This window comes from Cupriavidus sp. 8B (assembly GCF_054589115.1).
This window is the reverse complement of sequence record NZ_BAAILO010000586.1, coordinates 60,218-77,837: the sequence shown is the minus strand read 5'-3', so window position 1 is coordinate 77,837 and position 17,620 is coordinate 60,218. Positions and strand designations below refer to the sequence as shown.

Annotated in this window: 12 protein-coding genes and 1 riboswitch; of the genes, 7 read left to right on the top strand and 5 right to left on the bottom strand. The window is 66.5% G+C overall.

Annotated elements, in window-relative coordinates:
* Positions 1-101 precede the first annotated feature (101 nt).
* A complete protein-coding gene (gene thiC / locus ACYP5B_RS49510) occupies positions 102-1,988 on the bottom strand; it encodes a phosphomethylpyrimidine synthase ThiC (RefSeq protein ID WP_267605254.1) in 1,887 nt (628 codons plus the stop codon).
* A 103-nt stretch (positions 1,989-2,091) separates the two neighbouring features.
* Positions 2,092-2,193: riboswitch (TPP riboswitch) on the bottom strand.
* 243 nt (positions 2,194-2,436) lie between these two features.
* Here thiC and ACYP5B_RS49505 point away from each other — a divergent pair.
* Together ACYP5B_RS49505 and ACYP5B_RS49500 are read left to right on the top strand one after the other, a co-directional pair.
* On the top strand, positions 2,437-4,098 hold the full coding sequence (locus tag ACYP5B_RS49505) for an acyl-CoA dehydrogenase family protein (RefSeq protein WP_459574779.1): 1,662 nt from the start codon (positions 2,437-2,439) through the stop codon (positions 4,096-4,098).
* Positions 4,099-4,413: 315 nt separating this feature from the next.
* Positions 4,414-5,958, top strand: a complete 1,545-nt coding sequence (locus ACYP5B_RS49500; protein ID WP_459574778.1) for a methyl-accepting chemotaxis protein — start codon at positions 4,414-4,416, stop codon at positions 5,956-5,958.
* Between the two features lie 29 nt (positions 5,959-5,987).
* Here the strand turns inward: ACYP5B_RS49500 and ACYP5B_RS49495 are convergent, their stop codons facing one another.
* Positions 5,988-7,667, bottom strand: coding sequence for a GMC family oxidoreductase (locus ACYP5B_RS49495; protein WP_318234667.1), 1,680 nt, complete (start codon positions 7,665-7,667; stop codon positions 5,988-5,990).
* Between the two features lie 295 nt (positions 7,668-7,962).
* Here ACYP5B_RS49495 and ACYP5B_RS49490 point away from each other — a divergent pair, with 295 nt between their 5' ends.
* Positions 7,963-9,384, top strand: coding sequence for a coniferyl aldehyde dehydrogenase (locus ACYP5B_RS49490; protein WP_459574777.1), 1,422 nt, complete (start codon positions 7,963-7,965; stop codon positions 9,382-9,384).
* 368 nt (positions 9,385-9,752) lie between these two features.
* Here ACYP5B_RS49490 and ACYP5B_RS49485 read toward each other — a convergent pair whose 3' ends face one another.
* Together ACYP5B_RS49485 and metK are read right to left on the bottom strand one after the other, a co-directional pair.
* Entirely contained in the window at positions 9,753-10,691 is a 939-nt protein-coding gene (locus ACYP5B_RS49485; RefSeq protein WP_459574775.1) for a Kdo hydroxylase family protein, read from the bottom strand.
* 249 nt (positions 10,692-10,940) lie between these two features.
* Positions 10,941-12,104 (bottom strand): methionine adenosyltransferase, encoded by a 1,164-nt coding sequence (gene metK / locus ACYP5B_RS49480; RefSeq protein ID WP_267605249.1) that lies wholly within the window; start codon positions 12,102-12,104, stop codon positions 10,941-10,943.
* 389 nt (positions 12,105-12,493) lie between these two features.
* On the opposite strand from metK, the gene ACYP5B_RS49475 reads away from it, so the two are divergent.
* The 4 genes from ACYP5B_RS49475 to ACYP5B_RS49460 all read left to right on the top strand — a co-directional run bounded on the left by ACYP5B_RS49475 (position 12,494) and on the right by ACYP5B_RS49460 (position 16,147).
* Positions 12,494-13,432: a lysophospholipid acyltransferase family protein gene (locus ACYP5B_RS49475; protein WP_459574772.1), complete on the top strand. Its 939-nt coding sequence runs from the start codon at positions 12,494-12,496 to the stop codon at positions 13,430-13,432.
* Positions 13,429-14,322, top strand: a complete 894-nt coding sequence (locus ACYP5B_RS49470; protein ID WP_267605248.1) for a lipid A biosynthesis lauroyl acyltransferase — start codon at positions 13,429-13,431, stop codon at positions 14,320-14,322. Before ACYP5B_RS49475 ends, ACYP5B_RS49470 begins: the two co-directional genes overlap by 4 nt.
* Positions 14,323-14,422: 100 nt before the next feature.
* Complete coding sequence (dapF, locus tag ACYP5B_RS49465; protein ID WP_267605247.1) at positions 14,423-15,289, top strand: diaminopimelate epimerase; 867 nt, start codon at positions 14,423-14,425, stop codon at positions 15,287-15,289.
* A gap of 48 nt (positions 15,290-15,337) precedes the next feature.
* Positions 15,338-16,147 (top strand): polyphosphate kinase 2 family protein, encoded by an 810-nt coding sequence (locus tag ACYP5B_RS49460; protein ID WP_318234663.1) that lies wholly within the window; start codon positions 15,338-15,340, stop codon positions 16,145-16,147.
* 60 nt (positions 16,148-16,207) lie between these two features.
* Here ACYP5B_RS49460 and ACYP5B_RS49455 read toward each other — a convergent pair whose 3' ends face one another.
* On the bottom strand, positions 16,208-17,425 hold the full coding sequence (locus ACYP5B_RS49455) for a DUF3734 domain-containing protein (protein ID WP_400101175.1): 1,218 nt from the start codon (positions 17,423-17,425) through the stop codon (positions 16,208-16,210).
* Positions 17,426-17,620: the final 195 nt, after the last annotated feature.

The window sequence follows — 17,620 nt, the reverse complement described above, 5'->3', positions numbered from 1 at the left end:
GCACCGGCCTCCTATAAGTCATGGCGCGCCCCTTCGGGGAAGGGGCACGGTACTTCGCGTGCGGCGCTGCACGGGCATGCGCCGCACCATGGTCTTACGCCTTACGAGTAGATCTTGCTGCCGCTCTTGACGAACTCGATCGACTTTTCCTGCATGCCTTGCTCGGCTTCGGGCTTGAGCGAGGCGGCGTAGTCGCGCACTTCCTGCGTGATCTTCATCGAGCAGAACTTGGGACCGCACATCGAGCAGAAATGCGCGATCTTGGCGCCTTCGGCCGGCAGCGTGGCGTCGTGGTACGAACGCGCGCGTTCCGGGTCCAGGCCGAGGTTGAACTGGTCTTCCCAGCGGAACTCGAAGCGCGCCTTGGACAACGCGTTGTCGCGTAGTTGCGCGCCGGGCCAGCCCTTGGCAAGGTCGGCTGCGTGGGCAGCGATCTTGTAGGTGATGATGCCTTCGCGCACGTCTTCCTTGTCCGGCAGGCCCAGGTGTTCCTTCGGCGTGACGTAGCACAGCATGGCCGTGCCCATCCAGCCGATGTTGGCCGCGCCGATGCCGCTGGTGATGTGGTCGTAGCCAGGGGCGATGTCGGTCACCAGCGGTCCGAGCGTGTAGAACGGGGCCTCAAAGCAGTGCTTGAGCTCTTCATCCATATTGGCCTGGATGCGTTGCAGCGGCACGTGGCCCGGGCCTTCGATCATGACCTGCACATCGTGCTTCCAGGCCTTGTCGGTCAGCTCGCCGAGCGTGCGCAGCTCACCAAACTGGGCGTCGTCGTTGGAGTCCGCGATACAGCCGGGACGCAGGCCATCGCCGAGGCTGAACGACACGTCGTACGCCTTCATGATTTCGCAGATCTCGTCGAAGTGCGTGTACAGGAAGTTTTCCTTGTGATGCGCCAGGCACCACTTGGCCATGATCGAGCCACCGCGCGAGACGATGCCGGTGACGCGGTCCGCGGTCATCGGCACATAGCGCAGCAGCACGCCGGCGTGGATGGTGAAGTAGTCCACGCCCTGCTCGGCCTGCTCGACGAGCGTGTCGCGGAACATTTCCCAGGTCAGGTCCTCGGCGACTCCGCCGGTCTTGTCCAGGGCCTGGTAGATGGGCACCGTGCCGATGGGCACCGGCGAGTTGCGCAGGATCCATTCACGGGTTTCGTGGATGTGCTTGCCGGTGGACAGGTCCATGATGGTGTCGGCGCCCCAGCGGATTGACCACACCATCTTTTCCACTTCCTCGGCCAGCGACGACGTCACGGCAGAGTTGCCCAGGTTGCCGTTGATCTTGACGCGGAAATTGCGCCCGATCGCCATCGGCTCCAGCTCGGTGTGGTTGATGTTGGCGGGAATGATCGCGCGGCCGGAGGCGATTTCGCGGCGCACGAATTCCGGCGTCATGTCTTCCGGACGCAGCGGCAGCGACGCACCCAGCGCATTGCCGGGGTGCTGGCGCAGCAGCGCCTTGTATTCGGGCTTGTCGTACAGCGCCTGCAGGTTCAGCGACTCGCGCAGCGCCACGTATTCCATCTCGGGCGTGATGATGCCGCGGCGCGCATAGTGCATCTGCGACACATTGGCGCCGGCCTTGGCGCGGCGCGGGTTGGTCAGCTGGGCAAAGCGCAGGTGGGCGGTGGCCGGATCGGCGGCGCGCGCCAGGCCATATTCCGACGACAGGCCGGGCAGCACTTCGGTGTCGCCGCGCTCTTCGATCCACTTGCCGCGAACCGACGGCAGGCCCGACTTCAGGTCGATATGGATGTCCGGATCGCTGTACGGGCCCGAGGTGTCGTACACGGGAATCGGCGGATTGGACATCTCGCCCTTGTCCGTGCGCGTGGACGTCTGCAGGATCGTGCGCAGCGGCACGCGGATATCGGGGCGGCTGCCGGTCAGGTAGGTCTTGCTGGATGCCGGATAGGCAAACTTTTTGTCGAGATCGGTTTCAAGCGACTCGAAAGATGCGGCGGGGGCGGTATTTGTGCGGGCCATGGGTGTCGTCCTCTCTCTTGCGGGGATGGACGAAACCAGGAGCCCTGTGAGCATGGCCGCGGCGGTGTGGCCGGGTCATGTGCCTTGGAGAAGGCAGGAGCTGTTCGGTAACCATGAAACTTCCCACGCCGGTACTAGCCGGATCGGGTTCGAAGGGACTCTCTCAGCCGCACGGCCCATCCGTACGGCACCCCTGTTTCATCCAACGGGGTGAATTTAAGCACAAGGCTTGGAGCTTGACCACCCCTGTTTCAATCTGGAGTGTCGTGCGTTTCAGTGGGCTTATCCCCTTGTTGCAGTGCAGGACGACGGTCAAGCGCTGGCCCCGGCACTCCGGGCAAGCCCCTTTGCGGGGCTTGCCGCCCCAGCACATAGCCCGCCGCTTGCTCTACCATGCAATCAGACATGCCCATGCGCAACGCTCGCAGAAGACTGCACAGGAGACCTCATGACCGAAGCCGCCACCCACCGCGTGTTCAACCAGGTCCCGGACCTGACCGACTACAACCTGTTCACCGGCGATCCCGCGTTGCGGGCCGCGCTGGAACGGCTTGGCGGCGGTTGGCACGCCGGTGCGCTGGATGTCTTCGGCGCCCGCCTGGGCAAACCCGATGTGCAGCAGTGGGCGGCCGAGGCCAATCGCCACTCGCCGGAACTGCATACGCATAGCCGCACCGGCGAGCGCATCGACGAAGTGGAATTTCCGCCCGCATGGCATGCGTTGCTGGCCTTGCTGCGCAGCCAGCAGTTGCAGGCGCTGCCGTTCGCGCAGCCCCGCGACGGCGCGTGGGTGGCGCGCGCGGCGGGCTACTTTCTGCAGGCGCAGGCCGAGTCCGGATCCTTGTGCCCGCCCACCATGACCTTCGCCAGCATCCCGGTGCTGCAGAAGGAAGCGTCGCTGTTCGCGCAACTGGGGCCGAAGCTGTTCGCCACCGAGCACGATCCGCGCGACCTGCCCTGGCGCGACAAGCACGCCGTGATGATCGGCATGGGCATGACGGAAAAGCAGGGCGGCTCCGATGTGCGCAGCAACACCACCGTCGCACGCCCTGTGCGCGGCGAGGGCCGCGGCGCCGAGTACGCGCTCACCGGCCACAAGTGGTTTTTCTCCGCGCCGATGTGCGATGCCCACCTGGTGGTGGCGCGCATGGGCGCCGAGGACGGGCCACTGTCCTGCTTCTTCGTGCCGCGCTTTCGCGACGACGGCAGCAAGAACCCGGTCCAGATCCAGCGCCTCAAGGACAAGCTGGGCAACCGCTCCAACGCCAGCAGCGAAGTGGAATTCCTTGAGGCCACTGGCATCCTGATCGGCGAGGAAGGCCGCGGCATCCCGACCATCATCGAAATGGCCACCTATACCCGGCTGGACTGCGTGATCGGCAGCGCCGCCATCATCCGCGCGGCGCTGGTGCAGGCCATCCACCACGCGCGGCACCGCATGGCCTTCGGCCGCCTGCTGGCGGACCAGCCGCTGATGCGCAATGTGCTGGCCGACCTGGCGCTGGAAAGCCAGGCCGCCACCCTGCTCATGATGGAGCTGGCGCACGCTTTCGAGCGCGCCGATGCCGATCCGCTGGCCGCCGCGTGGAAGCGCATCGTCACGCCGGCGGCCAAGTTCTGGATCTGCAAGCGCGCCATCGAGGTCACCGGCGAAGCCATGGAAGTGTGGGGCGGCAATGGCTACGTCGAGGAGGGCCCGATGGCGCGGCTGTACCGCGAGGCGCCGGTCAACTCGATCTGGGAGGGCTCCGGCAACATCATGTGCCTGGACGTGCTGCGCGCGCTCCAGCGCAACCCCGAGGACGCCGCCCGGCTGTTGCAGGACCTCGCCCGGCGCGCCGGCGGCCATCCGGCGGTGCGGGCCGAACTCGCCTCGCTGCAGGCGATGCTGCGCGACGCGCCGGATCACCTGGAAGCCGGCGCGCGGCGCTTTGCCCAGGGCCTGGTGCTGACCGCGCAGGCGGCGCTGATGCTCGCCCACGCCGATGCTGACGATGCCGGGCGCTTCGTCGCCAGCCGGCTGGGACGCCAGCACGGCCGCGTGTTCGGCACGCTGGAGGGCGATGACGCCGGGCTGGCAAGCGTGGTGGCGCGCGCCTGGCCGGCCTGACGCCACCGGCGCATCAAAGCGCCTGGACCACTGGCGGCCCCTGGCAGATAGCACGGCAACGCGCCGGCATGCCGGCGCGTGGTGGCATCGCGTCTGCTCGTGGCGGCGCTCGCGCCTGCTGCTGGGCCTCCCCCCAAGGCTCGCCAAACCCCTCCACATATTAATTTGCCTCCCCCGCTACAACTGGGACAAGACCTGCCGTAAACCCTATGACACTAAGGGCATACATTTAATACATAGGTGCCCATTAATCCCCTTTCATCCCCTTTACTCATCAGCGGAGCGCCCTGCCATGCGGGGTGCCGACATCCCGACATGAACATCAGCCAACGCCTGCTGCTTTCCTTATCCCTAGCCTTACTCGCCTTGCTCGTGGTCGGCCTTGGCGGCATCTGGCAGCTCAGCCAGTCGGAGCAGCGCTTCGAGTACTTCAACAACAACACCCTGGGCAGCGTGCGCACCCTTGGCAGCCTCAAGGACAACGTCAACGCCATGCGCATCGCGCTCTACCAGCACGCCATGAGCGATGATGCCAAGGCCAAGAGTGAGGCCGAAGCGGCGCTGGCTCGCGCTGACGAGAAGTTCGACGCCACGGCCGCCAAGTACGAGCGCGACGACATCAGCGACGATACCGATCGCAAGATGCTCGACGCCGACCGCGCCGCGCTCAAGCGCTACCGCGAAGGGCGTGCCGCCATGCTGGAGAAATCGCGCGCCAACGACTTCGGCGCAGTCCGGGACATGCTGGTGAGCGGCGAGCTGAACGATGCGTCGATTGCCTTGCGCAAAGCGATCGACGATCACATTACCTATAACGGCGACCTGGGCGACCATGCCGTGACGAGCAACCGCGCGCAATACCACACGGCGGTAACGGCGTTCTCGGCGATCATCGCCATGGCGGTGCTGGTGACCGGTTTCCTCGCCGCCACCCTGTACCGCCGTATCCGCGGCAGCCTGGCCGAGATCGAGCACACCCTGGAATACGTCAGCGAGTCGCTTGACCTCGAACGCCGCGCGCCGGTCGGACGCATGGACGAGATTGGCCGTACCGCGGCCGCCTTCAACCGCCTGCTGGAACGCGTGGCGGTGGCGCTGCGCGAAGTGCGCCATTCGACGGAATCCGTCGGCGTGGCGGCACGCCAGATCGCCGCGGGCAATACCGATCTGTCGGCGCGGACCGAGCAGCAGGCTGCCTCGCTGGAGCAGACCGCATCGAGCATGGAAGAGCTGACCACCACCGTGCGCCAGAACGCCGACAACGCGCGCCAGGCCAGCGGCCTGGCCGGCAACGCCGCCAGCGTGGCCGAGCACGGCAGCACCGCCGTGCAGCAGATGGTGCAAACCATGGGCGCGATCAGCACCAGTTCCAACCGCATCGCGGAGATCACCAGCCTGATCGAGGGCATCGCCTTCCAGACCAACATCCTGGCGCTCAATGCCGCGGTGGAAGCCGCGCGCGCCGGCGAGCAAGGCCGGGGCTTCGCGGTGGTGGCGGGCGAGGTGCGCAGCCTGGCGCAGCGCTCTTCCAGCGCCGCCAAGGAAATCAAGGACCTGATCGACAGCTCGGTCAACACCGTGCGCACCGGCTCGGCGCAGGCCGAGGATGCCGGCAAGACGATGAGCGAAGTCCAGAATGCGGTGAAGCGCGTGTCGGACATCATCGCCGAGATCGCCGCGGCCTCCGATGAGCAGAGCGCGGGCATCGAGCAGGTCAACCAGGCCGTGGGCCAGATGGACGAGGTCACCCAGCAGAATGCCGCGCTGGTGGAAGAAGCGGCAGCCGCCGCGCAGTCGCTGGATGACCAGGCCGGCAAGCTGCGCGATACGGTATCGACCTTCCGCCTGGCGACAATCTGAGCACGGGTGTGAGGGCGGATCCCCGCCCCTTACACCGCCAATATCTCCGCCATCCGCAATACCACCCGAGGACCGTGCCGGATCAGGTCATGCGCGCGCTCGCCGATCATGATGGCCGGCGCATTGGTATTGCCCCCAATCAGCGTCGGCATGATCGACGCATCCACCACGCGCAAGCCTTCCACGCCCCGCACGCGCAGCTGCGGGTCGACCACCGCATATTCGTCCATGCCCATGCGGCACGTCCCGACGGGATGGTAGATGGTGTCGGCATGGGCGCGGATCATGGCGCGGATCGCACTGTCGTCGCCGCCATCGGCCGGCAAGTGCGCCGAATACAGCTCCTTGCCGCCGAACGCCGCCAGTTGCGGCTGGGCCAGGATGCGGCGCACGATCCGCACGCCGGCCACCAGGCCGTCGAGATCCCGCGGGTCCGACAGGAAGCACGGGTCGATCACCGGCGCCTCGCGGATATCGGGCGAAGCCAGCCGTACCTCGCCCCGGCTTTTCGGGCGCAGCACGCAAACGTGGCAGGAGTAGCCATGGCCCAGGCGGATGCGGCGCATATGGTCATCGGCCATGCCGACCACGAAATGCAGCTGCAGGTCCGGCTCGTCCAGCCCGGCGTGGCTTTTCAGGAAGGCGCCGGCCTCGGCAAAGTTGGAAGTCAGCATGCCAGTGCGCTCGCGCCGGTAGCGCAGGATCTCGGCCAGCAGGCGAAACGCGCCGCCAACAGACACGCCGAACAGCTCGGACGCCGCCACGCGCTTATGCACGATGATGTCCAGATGGTCCTGCAGATTAGCGCCGACGCCCGGCAGGTCGTGCACCAGGGGAATGCCTAGCTCGCGCAGATGCGAGGCAGGTCCGACGCCCGACACCATCAGCAGTTGCGGCGAACCGAACGCGCCGGCCGACACGATCACCTCGCGGCGTGCCCGCAACAGGGTCTCGCGGCCATCCAGCCGCACCGTCACGCCCACTGCGTGGCGGCCCTCGAACTCGACGCGCAGCACCTGCGCGCCCGTCATCACATGCAGGTTGTCGCGCCCGCCGTTGCTGGCGCGGTCGGCGGCGTCGCCTCGGTGCAGGTAGGCGCGCGCGGCGTTCCAGCGCTCGCCGCCATGCTGGGTCACCTGGTACCAGCCAGCGCCCTCCTGGTCCACGCCGTTGAAGTCGTCGTTGCGGCGATAGCCGGCCTGCTGGGCCGCCTCGATAAAGCGCTGGCCAAAGGGATTGGGCGTGCGCAGGTCCGACACATGAAGCGGGCCGCTGCCGCCGTGCAAGGGATCGTCATCGCGCCCGGCCACGCGCTCGTTGCATTCGGCCCGGCGGAAATAGGGCAGCACATCGTCCCAGGCCCAGCCGTCGCAGCCGGCCGAGGCCCAGCGGTCGTAGTCGGCCGGCGTGCCCCGCGTATAGATCATGGCATTGAGCGAGGAACTGCCCCCCAGGCCCCGCCCGCTCGGCTGGTAGCCGCGGCGCCCGTTCAGCCCGGGCTGCGGCACAGTGCGGTAGCCGTAATTATGGCTGCCGGCGCGCGGTAGCATTACCGCGCAGCCCGCCGGCGTCGACACCAGCACATGGTGATCGTGGCCGCCGGTCTCGAGCACCGCCACGCTGTCGCTGCCGCTGTCGGCCAGCCGCCCGGCCAGGGCACACCCCGCCGAACCGCCGCCAACGACGAGATAGTCAAAGGTGGTTTCCATCCGTCTCCCCGCCTGGTCCGAGGTCAGTGTGCCGGGGTCGCGCCGAACGCTTCGGGGCGGGCCGCGCATGCCGGCCAACCCGGTCTGGCTGGCACGCCGAGTGCATGCCGCGAAATCAGTGTAGGGCTTTGCCGGGGCACTGGAAAGGACGATGGAAGGGGCGTGGAATACAGTTGTTTGAAGCACGCGGCTAGTGGCCGGCCTCCATTGTCAGCCGCAGCCGCATGGCATATGGTGCGGGGATCTAAACGCCGCGCGCGCCAAGGGCAGCGCACGACCCCAAGGAGAGCGCGACATGAGAGAAGTGCCCGCGATGTCATCCGTATTCGACGCCATGCGCGCCGCCTCGCGGCGCGACCAGGCTCCGGCCTGGGAAGTGCGCGCCGACCGGCTGCGGCGCCTGCGCACGCTGGTGACCGAGCACATGGACGAGATCTCGCAAGCCATCAGCGCCGACTTCGGCAACCGCCCGCGCCAGGAAACCGCGTTGCTCGAAGCCTTTCCCAGCGTGGCCGGGATCGACGATGCACTGCGTCACGGCAAGCGCTGGATGCGGGTGCGGCGGGTTCGCACCGGGCTGTGGTTCAAGCCCGCCACGTCGCGGCTGATGCCGCAGCCGCTGGGCGTGATCGGCATCGTGGTGCCGTGGAACTACCCGCTCTACCTGACCGTGGGCCCGCTGGCGGGCGCGCTAGTCGCGGGCAACCGCGCCATGGTCAAGCTCTCCGAGTACACCCCGCGCTTCGCCGCGCTGTTCGCGCACCTGGCGCAGCAGGCCTTCGCCGCCGACGAAGTCACGGTGGTCAATGGCGACGCGCAAGTGGCGAGCGCCTTTTCCGCCCTGCCCTTCGATCACCTGCTGTTTACCGGGTCAACCCAGGTCGGCCACCATGTGATGCGCGCGGCGGCGGCCAATCTCACGCCGGTCACGCTGGAGCTGGGAGGCAAGTCGCCGGCCATCGTCGGCCCCGGCGCGGACCTGGAGCGCGCGGTCGAACGCATCCTGGTGGGCAAGCTGCTCAACGCCGGCCAGACCTGCATCGCGCCGGACTATGTGCTGCTGCCCGAAGCGCTGCGCGAGCCCTTCGTCGAAGCCGCACGCGCCTGCGCCGCCCGGCTCTACCCCGACCCGCCGGGCCACCCCGGCCATGCCGGCAACCCCGATTACACCACCATCATCAGCCCCCGGCACTTCGCCCGGCTCGACAGCCTGGTTGGCGACGCAGCCCGCGCCGGCGCGCGCGTGGTGCCGCTGTCACAAGTGCCCTCGGACCCGGAGCGCCGCCGGCTGGCCCCGGTCCTGCTGCTGGACGTGCCCGCCGACACCACCGTGATGCACGAAGAGATCTTCGGCCCGGTCCTGCCGCTGGTGACCTACCGCACGCTGGAAGAGGCCATCGACTACATCAACGCCCGCCCACGCCCGCTGGCGCTCTACCTGTTCGAGAAAGACCGCCGCAAGATCGACCACGTGATGGCGCAGACCGTCGCGGGCGGCGTCAGCATCAACGAAACGCTGCTGCACATTGCCCAGGAAAACCTCCCCTTTGGCGGGGTGGGGCCCAGCGGCATGGGCGCGTATCACGGCCAGGCTGGCTTTGAGACCTTCTCCAAGCTCAAGCCGATCTTCCGCCAGTCCGGCATCAATGGCGCCGGGCTGCTGAAGCCGCCTTATGGGAAACGCTTTGAAACGATGATCAAGTTGCTGATGCGCTGAATGACAAGGAAAACCTGCGGCGTGGAACGAAGCCGCCGAACGGGCCAAAGCCGCGCGCCATGACGACGGCTGTCGCTCCGGCCCCTCTCCCACAAGTGGGAGAGGGGAGCAAACCAGCGGTAGGGTCGAAGCATCACTCGGTGTAGCCGTGATTTCCGCCACCAGGCGGAAATCACCCACGCGCGATGCGCAGCGAGCCGTCAAGGTTTTCATCTCCCGTTATGGCGCGCCTTCTTTGCCTACTTTCTTGGCGAGCCAAGAAAGTAGGTCGCCTCCCCGCAGGGGAGGTGAAACTGCCTTTGACTTTAGGCCTTTGAAGTCAGGCAGTTGCAGTTGCAGTTGCCCTTTCCGTCAAGCCCACTGCACCCTCACCCCACCACCATCGGCCGCCCCAGCATCCGCGCCAGCACCGCCTCCGGCGAATGCGTATGGTCCGAGATCGCTTTCGGCGACAGGTAATAAGTCTGCTCCATCATGGCCCGCCCTCGCATAGCTGCATGCAGCACCTGGTCGCTGAACACGATCCACGTCGAGCCCGGCGGGAAATGAAATTCCTGCTGCGGCACATTGGCCTGATACTCCAGGTCGGCCTTGGCCAGATCATGCAGTTGCAGCATCCGATGGTCGTACTCGGAGCGCCGGCGCTTGGTGATATGCAGCATCTCCATCACCCGCGCCTGACCCGGCCACATGCCCTTGGTCTTCGGCACAAAACGCTTGGCGAAATCGCCAAATGGCTCACCCACCCGCCACACGCGCGGCGCCTGCGGGTCAATGTTGTGGAACACGCGCAGCAGCCGCTGGCCCAGCATGGGGTTGGACGGGAAGGAGTCCACATGCAGGCGCGTGTCGTCCTTGCGCCAGCTCACCGGCCGCCCGGCGATCTCGCTCGGGCGCAGTGAGGTGCCGGCGCGCACCATATGCGGGCCATATTCCGGGAACAGGCTGAGCACCAGCTTCTCGCTGTACTCGGCATAGCGGCGAATCAACTGGTACAGGTCCTGCAGGTCCTGTTCGCCGCCCGTCGCGCCGCGCACGGCCTGGTCGTTGGCGCGCAGGTTGATGTTCTTTGACTTGCCATCCGACCAGCGGCTATCCAGGAAGCGCTCTTCGCCAGGCTCGAACCGGAAGCGCAACTGCGGGAAGAACAGCACGGCGCCCTGCTCCAGCTCGCGGCGCAGCCCGGCCTTGGTATCGGCATCGACCTGCGGGGCCCACTCGGTATAGGGCTGTGGCCGGATCAGGTTGAACGCGGGCGCAGTGGCCGGGCCGGGCGTGGAAGTTGTAAGGGTCGAATCAAGTGACATGGGCATCCTCGGTATGCGGGCTCCGGCGGTCTTGAGCGCGCATGCGCGCGCCGCGCCAGGATAACAAAACGCCACTCGCCGGGCCGCTTTGCCATCCCGGGATTCTACCCTCGCGGCCGTGGCGCGCCACGCCCCGCCCTCCCCCGGTTGATCCAGGACAAGGCGACAGCAAGCCCGGAACGCCACCCCGGGGGCGAAAAAAAACACCGCCTTGGGCGGTGTTCTTCCGATGCCAGGTTCGCGGCAGCCTTACAGGCCGGCAGCGGCGCGCAGCAGTGCGACCTTGTCGGTCGCTTCCCACGAGAACTCCGGCTCTTCGCGGCCAAAGTGGCCATAGGCAGCGGTCTTCTCGTAGATCGGGCGCAGCAGGTCGAGCATTTGCACGATGCCCTTCGGGCGCAGGTCGAAGTGCTCTTGCACCAGCGCGGCGATCGCCTCGTCGGAGATCTTGCCGGTGCCTTCGGTGTACACCGTCACGTTGATCGGGCGGGCCACGCCGATGGCGTAGCTGACCTGCACCTGGCACTGGCGCGCCAGGCCGGCGGCGACGATGTTCTTGGCGACGTAGCGGGCAGCATAGGCAGCCGAGCGGTCGACCTTGGACGGATCCTTGCCCGAGAAAGCACCGCCACCGTGGGGCGAAGCGCCGCCATAGGTGTCGACGATGATCTTGCGGCCGGTCAGGCCGCAATCGCCTTGCGGGCCGCCGATGACAAAGCGGCCGGTCGGGTTGACCAGGTACTTGGTGTCCTTGAGCATCTCGGCCGGCAGCACCGGCTTGATGATTTCCTCGATCACGGCTTCGCGGATCTGCGCCTGGGTGATATCCGGCGAGTGCTGGGTCGACAGCACCACGGTATCCACGCTGTGCGGACGGCCGTCGACGTAACGCACGGTCACCTGCGACTTGGCGTCCGGACGCAGCCAGGGCAGGCGTCCGTCGCGGCGCAGCTGCGACTGGCGCTCGACCAGGCGGTGCGAATAATAGATCGGGAAGGGCATCAGCTCCGGCGTTTCATCGCAGGCGTAGCCGAACATCAGGCCCTGGTCGCCGGCGCCCTGGTTCAGGTAGTCGTCGGAGGCGCGGTCCACGCCCTGGGCGATGTCAGGTGATTGCTTGTCGTAAGCGACCAGCACTGCACAACCCTTGTAGTCGATGCCATATTCGGTGTTATCGTAGCCGATGCGCTTGATGGTGTCGCGCGCGACTTGGATGTAATCGACGTTGGCGGTCGTGGTGATTTCCCCCGCGAGGACAACCAGGCCGGTGTTGCACAGCGTTTCAGCGGCAACGCGCGCGTACTTGTCCTGGGCCAGGATGGCATCGAGGACAGCGTCGGAAATTTGGTCTGCGACCTTATCGGGATGGCCTTCGGAGACGGATTCCGAAGTGAACAAGAAGTCGTTTGCCACGAACTTTTCTCCAGGTTTGGCTATTGCGCGCCAACCTCAAAGCCCGGGCGGCGACGCTTTAGCGGTATTTTCATGCCGTTCCGGTAGAACGGTATCGCCCCGCAAGTTGTCAGTTAACTCGGCGATACGCGCTATTATACGCGCCTGCAAGCTACGCTGCAGCGCCCCGGTTATCTGGCACGCCTGCCAAATACCGGACGCTGTCGCGGCCAGGCCGCGCCACCCGCATGAGCGACGCGCTTGCGCGCCTGGCGCGAAGCCTGCAGGCAGTGCAAGCCGTGCGGTGGGCCCCGTAACAACACGAGATTCATTTTGAATGCCCCACTAACGGCAGCGCCCGGCAAAACATTAATGACCTACCCGGCCCGCCGGGCCGCTATCGTAATTCGATGACCTTCCTGTTCTGGCTGATTTCCCGTTTGCCACTCTCCTGGCTGCACGCCATCGGCGGCGCGCTCGGATTGCTGGCGGCACGCTTGCCGGGACGTTATGGCACGCGCCTGCGGGAAAACCTGCGCCACGCCTATCCCGATGCCAGCGACGCGATGCTGGCCGAGGCGGCCCGCGCAACAGGCCGCATGATCCTGGAGATGCCTTACCTCTGGAGCCGGCGCAATCCCAAGGCCCGCATGTACGGCTTTGCCACCCGGCTCTGGCCGGAACTCGACAAGCTGATGGCGCAGGGCCGCGGGCTGATCATCCTGGTGCCGCATCTTGGTTGCTTTGAAGTGCTTCCTCAGGCATTTGCCCTGCGGCATCCGGTCACGGCGCTGTACAAGCCGCCGCACCAGGCCTGGCTGCGCGACTGGATCGTCAAGATGCGCACGCGCCCCAACCTGGCCATGGCGCCGGCGCAGCCGCGCGGCGTGCGCATGCTGGTCAAGGCGCTCAAACGCGGCGAGGCCATCGGCATCCTGCCCGACCAGGTCCCGACCGGCGGCGAAGGCGCCTGGGCGCCGTTTTTCGGCAAGCCGGCCTACACCATGACGCTGGTGCAGCGCCTGCAGCAACTCACGGGCGCGCCCATCGCGGTGATCTTCGCCGAGCGCCTGCCGCGCGGCGCCGGCTACGTCGGCCATGTGCAGTTGATCAAGGACCCGCTGCCCGACGACCAGGCAGAAGCCGTCGCGGTGATCAACGCGGCGGTCGAGAAGCTGGTGAAGGAAGCCCCGACCCAGTACCTGTGGGGCTACAACCGGTACAAGCATCCGGGCGGCGCCGAGTTGCCGCCTGCGCAGCCACCCCGCGCGCCCGCGGCCGACGCCTCGCGCAATCCCCTGGAGGTGCCGGCACCGGCACCGGCACCCCTCTCCAACGACCAAAAATGAGCCGTATTTTTACCTGGCTTGGCATCGGCCTGCTGACCGTGCTGGGCAAGCTCCCCTATCCGCTCGTGGCGCGCTTCGGCGAAGGCCTGGGCAGCCTGCTCTACCTGATTCCCAGCAGCCGCCGCCGCGTGGTGCAGACCAACCTGCGCCTGTGCTTCCCCGACCGGAGCGAGGCCGAGATCGAAACGCTCTCGCGCCAGACCTTCCGCACCGTCTTTCGCAGCTTTGCGGAGCGCGGCATCTTCTGGACCGGCAGCGAGGCGCAGATGCGCCGCTGGGTCCAGATCGACGACCAGGCCGACCTGGTGGCGCTGGACGGCACGCCCCATATCCTCGTCACGCTGCATCTGTCCGGCGTCGAGGCCGGCGCCATCCGCCTCACCATCCACCTGCGCGAGCATGTGGGACGCTCCGGCGCGTCGCTGTACACCAAGCAGAAGAACGCCTTGTTCGACGGCTTCCTCAAGCACGCGCGCGGGCGCTTCGGCGCCAACATGATTGCCCGCAACGACAGCGCGCGCGACATCATCCGCTGCCTGCGCAAGGGCGAGGCCCTGCAACTGATCGCAGACATGGACTTCGGCGAGCGCGACTCGGAATACATCCCTTTCTTCGGCGTGGAGGCCCTGACCTTGACGTCCGTATCCCGCCTGGCGCGGCTGGCCGGTGCCAAGGTGGTGCCGATCTATACCGAGATGCTGCCCGACTACCAGGGCTATGTGCTGCGCATCCTGCCGGCTTGGGAAAACTATCCCGGCGACAGCGTGACCGAGGACACCCGGCGCATGAATGCCTTCTTCGAAGACTGCATCCGCCCGCGCATCACCGAGTACTACTGGGTGCACAAGCGCTTCAAGCACCGCCCGGACGGCGAACGCGAAAACTACTGACCACGTGGGCGCGGCGGCGGCATCGCCAGGCAGATATGCTGCCCGCGCCACCCTCGATACGCCGCCAGCAAGCGCGGGACGGCCCGACTACAATCGCACTATGAAACTCCAGTTCACCAAGATGCACGGCGCCGGCAACGACTTCGTCGTGCTCGACGGCATCCACCAGACCCTGAGCCTGACCCCGGCGCAGTGGCGCGCGCTCGCCAGCCGGCATTTCGGCGTGGGTGCCGACCAGATCCTGGTGGTCGAGAAGCCGACCCGGGACGACGTCGACTTCCGCTACCGCATCTTCAACGCCGACGGCGGCGAGGTGGAGCACTGCGGCAATGGCGCGCGCTGCTTCGTGCGCTTCGTCACCGACCACGGCCTGACCGACAAGCGCTCGGTGCGCGTGCAGGTGATGAACGGCGTGATCACGCTGACGCTGCAGGACGACGGCCAGGTCACGGTCGACATGGGCGCGCCGGAACTCGAACCCGAGCGCGTGCCATTCCGCTCCGACGGCCTGCCGACCAAGGCCGAAGGCCGCGATACGCTGTACGGGCTGGAAGTCAACGGCCGCACCGAATGGATTTCGGCCGTCTCGATGGGCAATCCCCACGCGGTGCAGGTGGTGGACGACACCGAGGCCTTCCCGGTACTGCAGGATGGCCCCATCATCGAGCATCACGCGAGCTTTCCCAACCGCGTCAACGCCGGCTTCATGCAGGTGGTGGAGCGCCATACGATTCGCCTGCGCGTGTTCGAGCGCGGTGCCGGCGAGACGCTGGCCTGCGGCACGGGCGCGTGCGCGGCAGTCGTCGCCGGCATTCGCCGCGGCCTGCTGGACTCGCCTGTACTGGTGCACACCCATGGCGGGGACCTGACGATTGCCTGGGACGGGGAAGGCGAGTCGGTACGCATGACCGGCCCGGCCACCACGGTGTTCGAAGGCAGCATTGACCTGGACCGGCTGCCTGCCTGACCATAGGGGCTTGCGGCCAGCCACGGCCGCGCCCTCCATGGAGTGCCAATGTCGCTCGCCGATTTCCGCATCACCTCGGGCAAGAACTTCCGCCTGGCCGACTTCAACGCCGGCACCAAGCCGCTCTCCAGCGGCGACAAAGCCACCGACCAGGCCCGCATTGCCGAACTGAGCACCAGGCTTGACGAGCTGCAGGACATCTTCTACGCCGAACACAAGCGCAAGCTGCTGGTGGTGCTGCAAGGCATGGACACCAGCGGCAAGGACGGCACCGTGCGCGGCGTGTTCCGCAGCTTCGACCCCCTCGGCATCCGCGTCGTCGCGTTCAAATCCCCCACCGCCGAAGAACTCGCGCACGACTACCTGTGGCGCATCCATGCCCAGGTGCCGCGCGCCGGTGAGATCGTGGTCTTCAATCGCAGCCACTATGAAGACGTGCTGATCACGCGGGTGCACGAGTGGATCGACGAAGCCGAATGCGAGCGCCGCTACAAGCAGCTACGCGCCTTCGAGACGATGCTGCTGGAAACCGGCACCACCATCGTCAAATGCTTCCTGCATATTTCCAAGGACGAGCAGAAGGCCCGGCTGGAAGCACGGCTGGCGGATCCCCAGAAGCACTGGAAGTTCGACCCGAAGGATCTGGAAGAGCGGCAGTACTGGAAGAACTACGAGACCGCCTACGAGGCCGCCATTGCCGCGACCAGCACGCCGGAAGCACCGTGGTATATCGTGCCCGCGAATTCGAAGACGCACCGGAACCTGATGGTGGCGGAGATCATGATGGCGGTGTTCGAGAAACTGAAGCCCGAGTATCCGCCGGGAAAGCCGGAGTTGGCGAAGCTCAAGGTGGTCTGAGGCTGCGGGGCAGCAGCGAAGGGACCAGGGCCAAGCCGGCCCCGGCCCCCTCGCGTCGGGTCAGGCATGCCCGTTGCCGCGATGGATGTCGTGCGTGACAAACGGCTTCTCATGCGTCGGCATGGCCAGCCACTCCGGATGCTTCAATGTCTCCCGAATGTCGTCCAGCCCGCTGGTCCAGTGATCGTTCATGGTCAGCAAGCCAAACTGATAATCCTTGGCGTTGCCCTCAAACGTCTTGTCGCGATAGACCAGCTGGATCACATTGCGGCGCGCATCGCATGCGTACTCCGCCGCCTTGCGGTACCAGTCATTGTCCCGTTGCCCCTGCGGCACCAGCGCCATCACCTCGCTCAGCATGCGGCGGTAGTTCTGCTGCTCGCCCATGTAATCCGTGATGGTGCGCGTGCGGCTGGAATACTGGATGTCTTTCTGCCGCTCCGCCACGTCCAGCAGGTTGTGCGGCAACTTGCCGCGCGCGCTCCACAGGTCCACCTGGAAGATCAGCGCGTCGCGCCGGGGCTGGGCGGTCAGGACTTCGGACAGCGGCGTGTTGGATACCAGGCCGCCATCCCAATAGAACTCGCCATCGATCTCCACCGCGGGAAATCCCGGCGGCAAAGCGCCGGAAGCCATGAAATGCTCGGCGTGCAGCTTGCGTCGGGTGTTGTCGAAGTAAGCGAAATTGCCGGTCCGCACATTCACCGCGCCAACCGACACGCGCGTCTCCTTATGATGCGAGTTGATGCGGTCAAAATCGGCAAAGCGCTCCAGCGTGGCTTTGAGCGGGCTGGTGTCGTAATAGCTGGCGCTGGCGGGGCCACACTGGCGCTCCACCAGGCTGGTCCACGGACGAGGCTGGAAGAAACCCCGCTGCCCCTCGAAGATGGCACGCGCGGCCTCGATGCCGTCGAACCAGATGCGCAGTGGATCGGGCCAGTGCGCGGCGGTCTCCGCGACCACCTCGTAGGGCAGCAGGCTGGGCAGCCACGGCTGCTGGCAGATGTAGTCCCAGAAAGCGCGCAACTGCTCGACCCTGCGCTCGGGCGCATTGCCCGCGATCACGGCAGCGTTCAACGCGCCGATTGAAATCCCGGCCACCCAGTTAGGCTGGATGCCCGCCTCCGCCAGTCCCTGGTACACGCCTGCCTGATACGAACCGAGCGCGCCGCCGCCTTGCAGCACCAAAGCCCTGACCGCGTATTCATTGTGAACCGGCCGCTTGCGGCCGGCGCCCTCAGGCGCGAGGTCCGGCGGCGCGCAGCCGCCGGGAGGCAGGAGGTTTGGCTCCGGCTCTCTTAACGGTTCGGGCTTTGGCGCCTCGTGTTTGAGCGCGGGCGCCGCCGGGTTCGCTACCACGGCCGCCGCGGCGCTTTTTACAGCCGTGCTTCTCACGGCCGCGCTTTTTACAGCCTGCTGCTTCGGCGTGCCCTTTTGCAGTGCCACTATATTTTCCTGTGCCACTTTATCCAG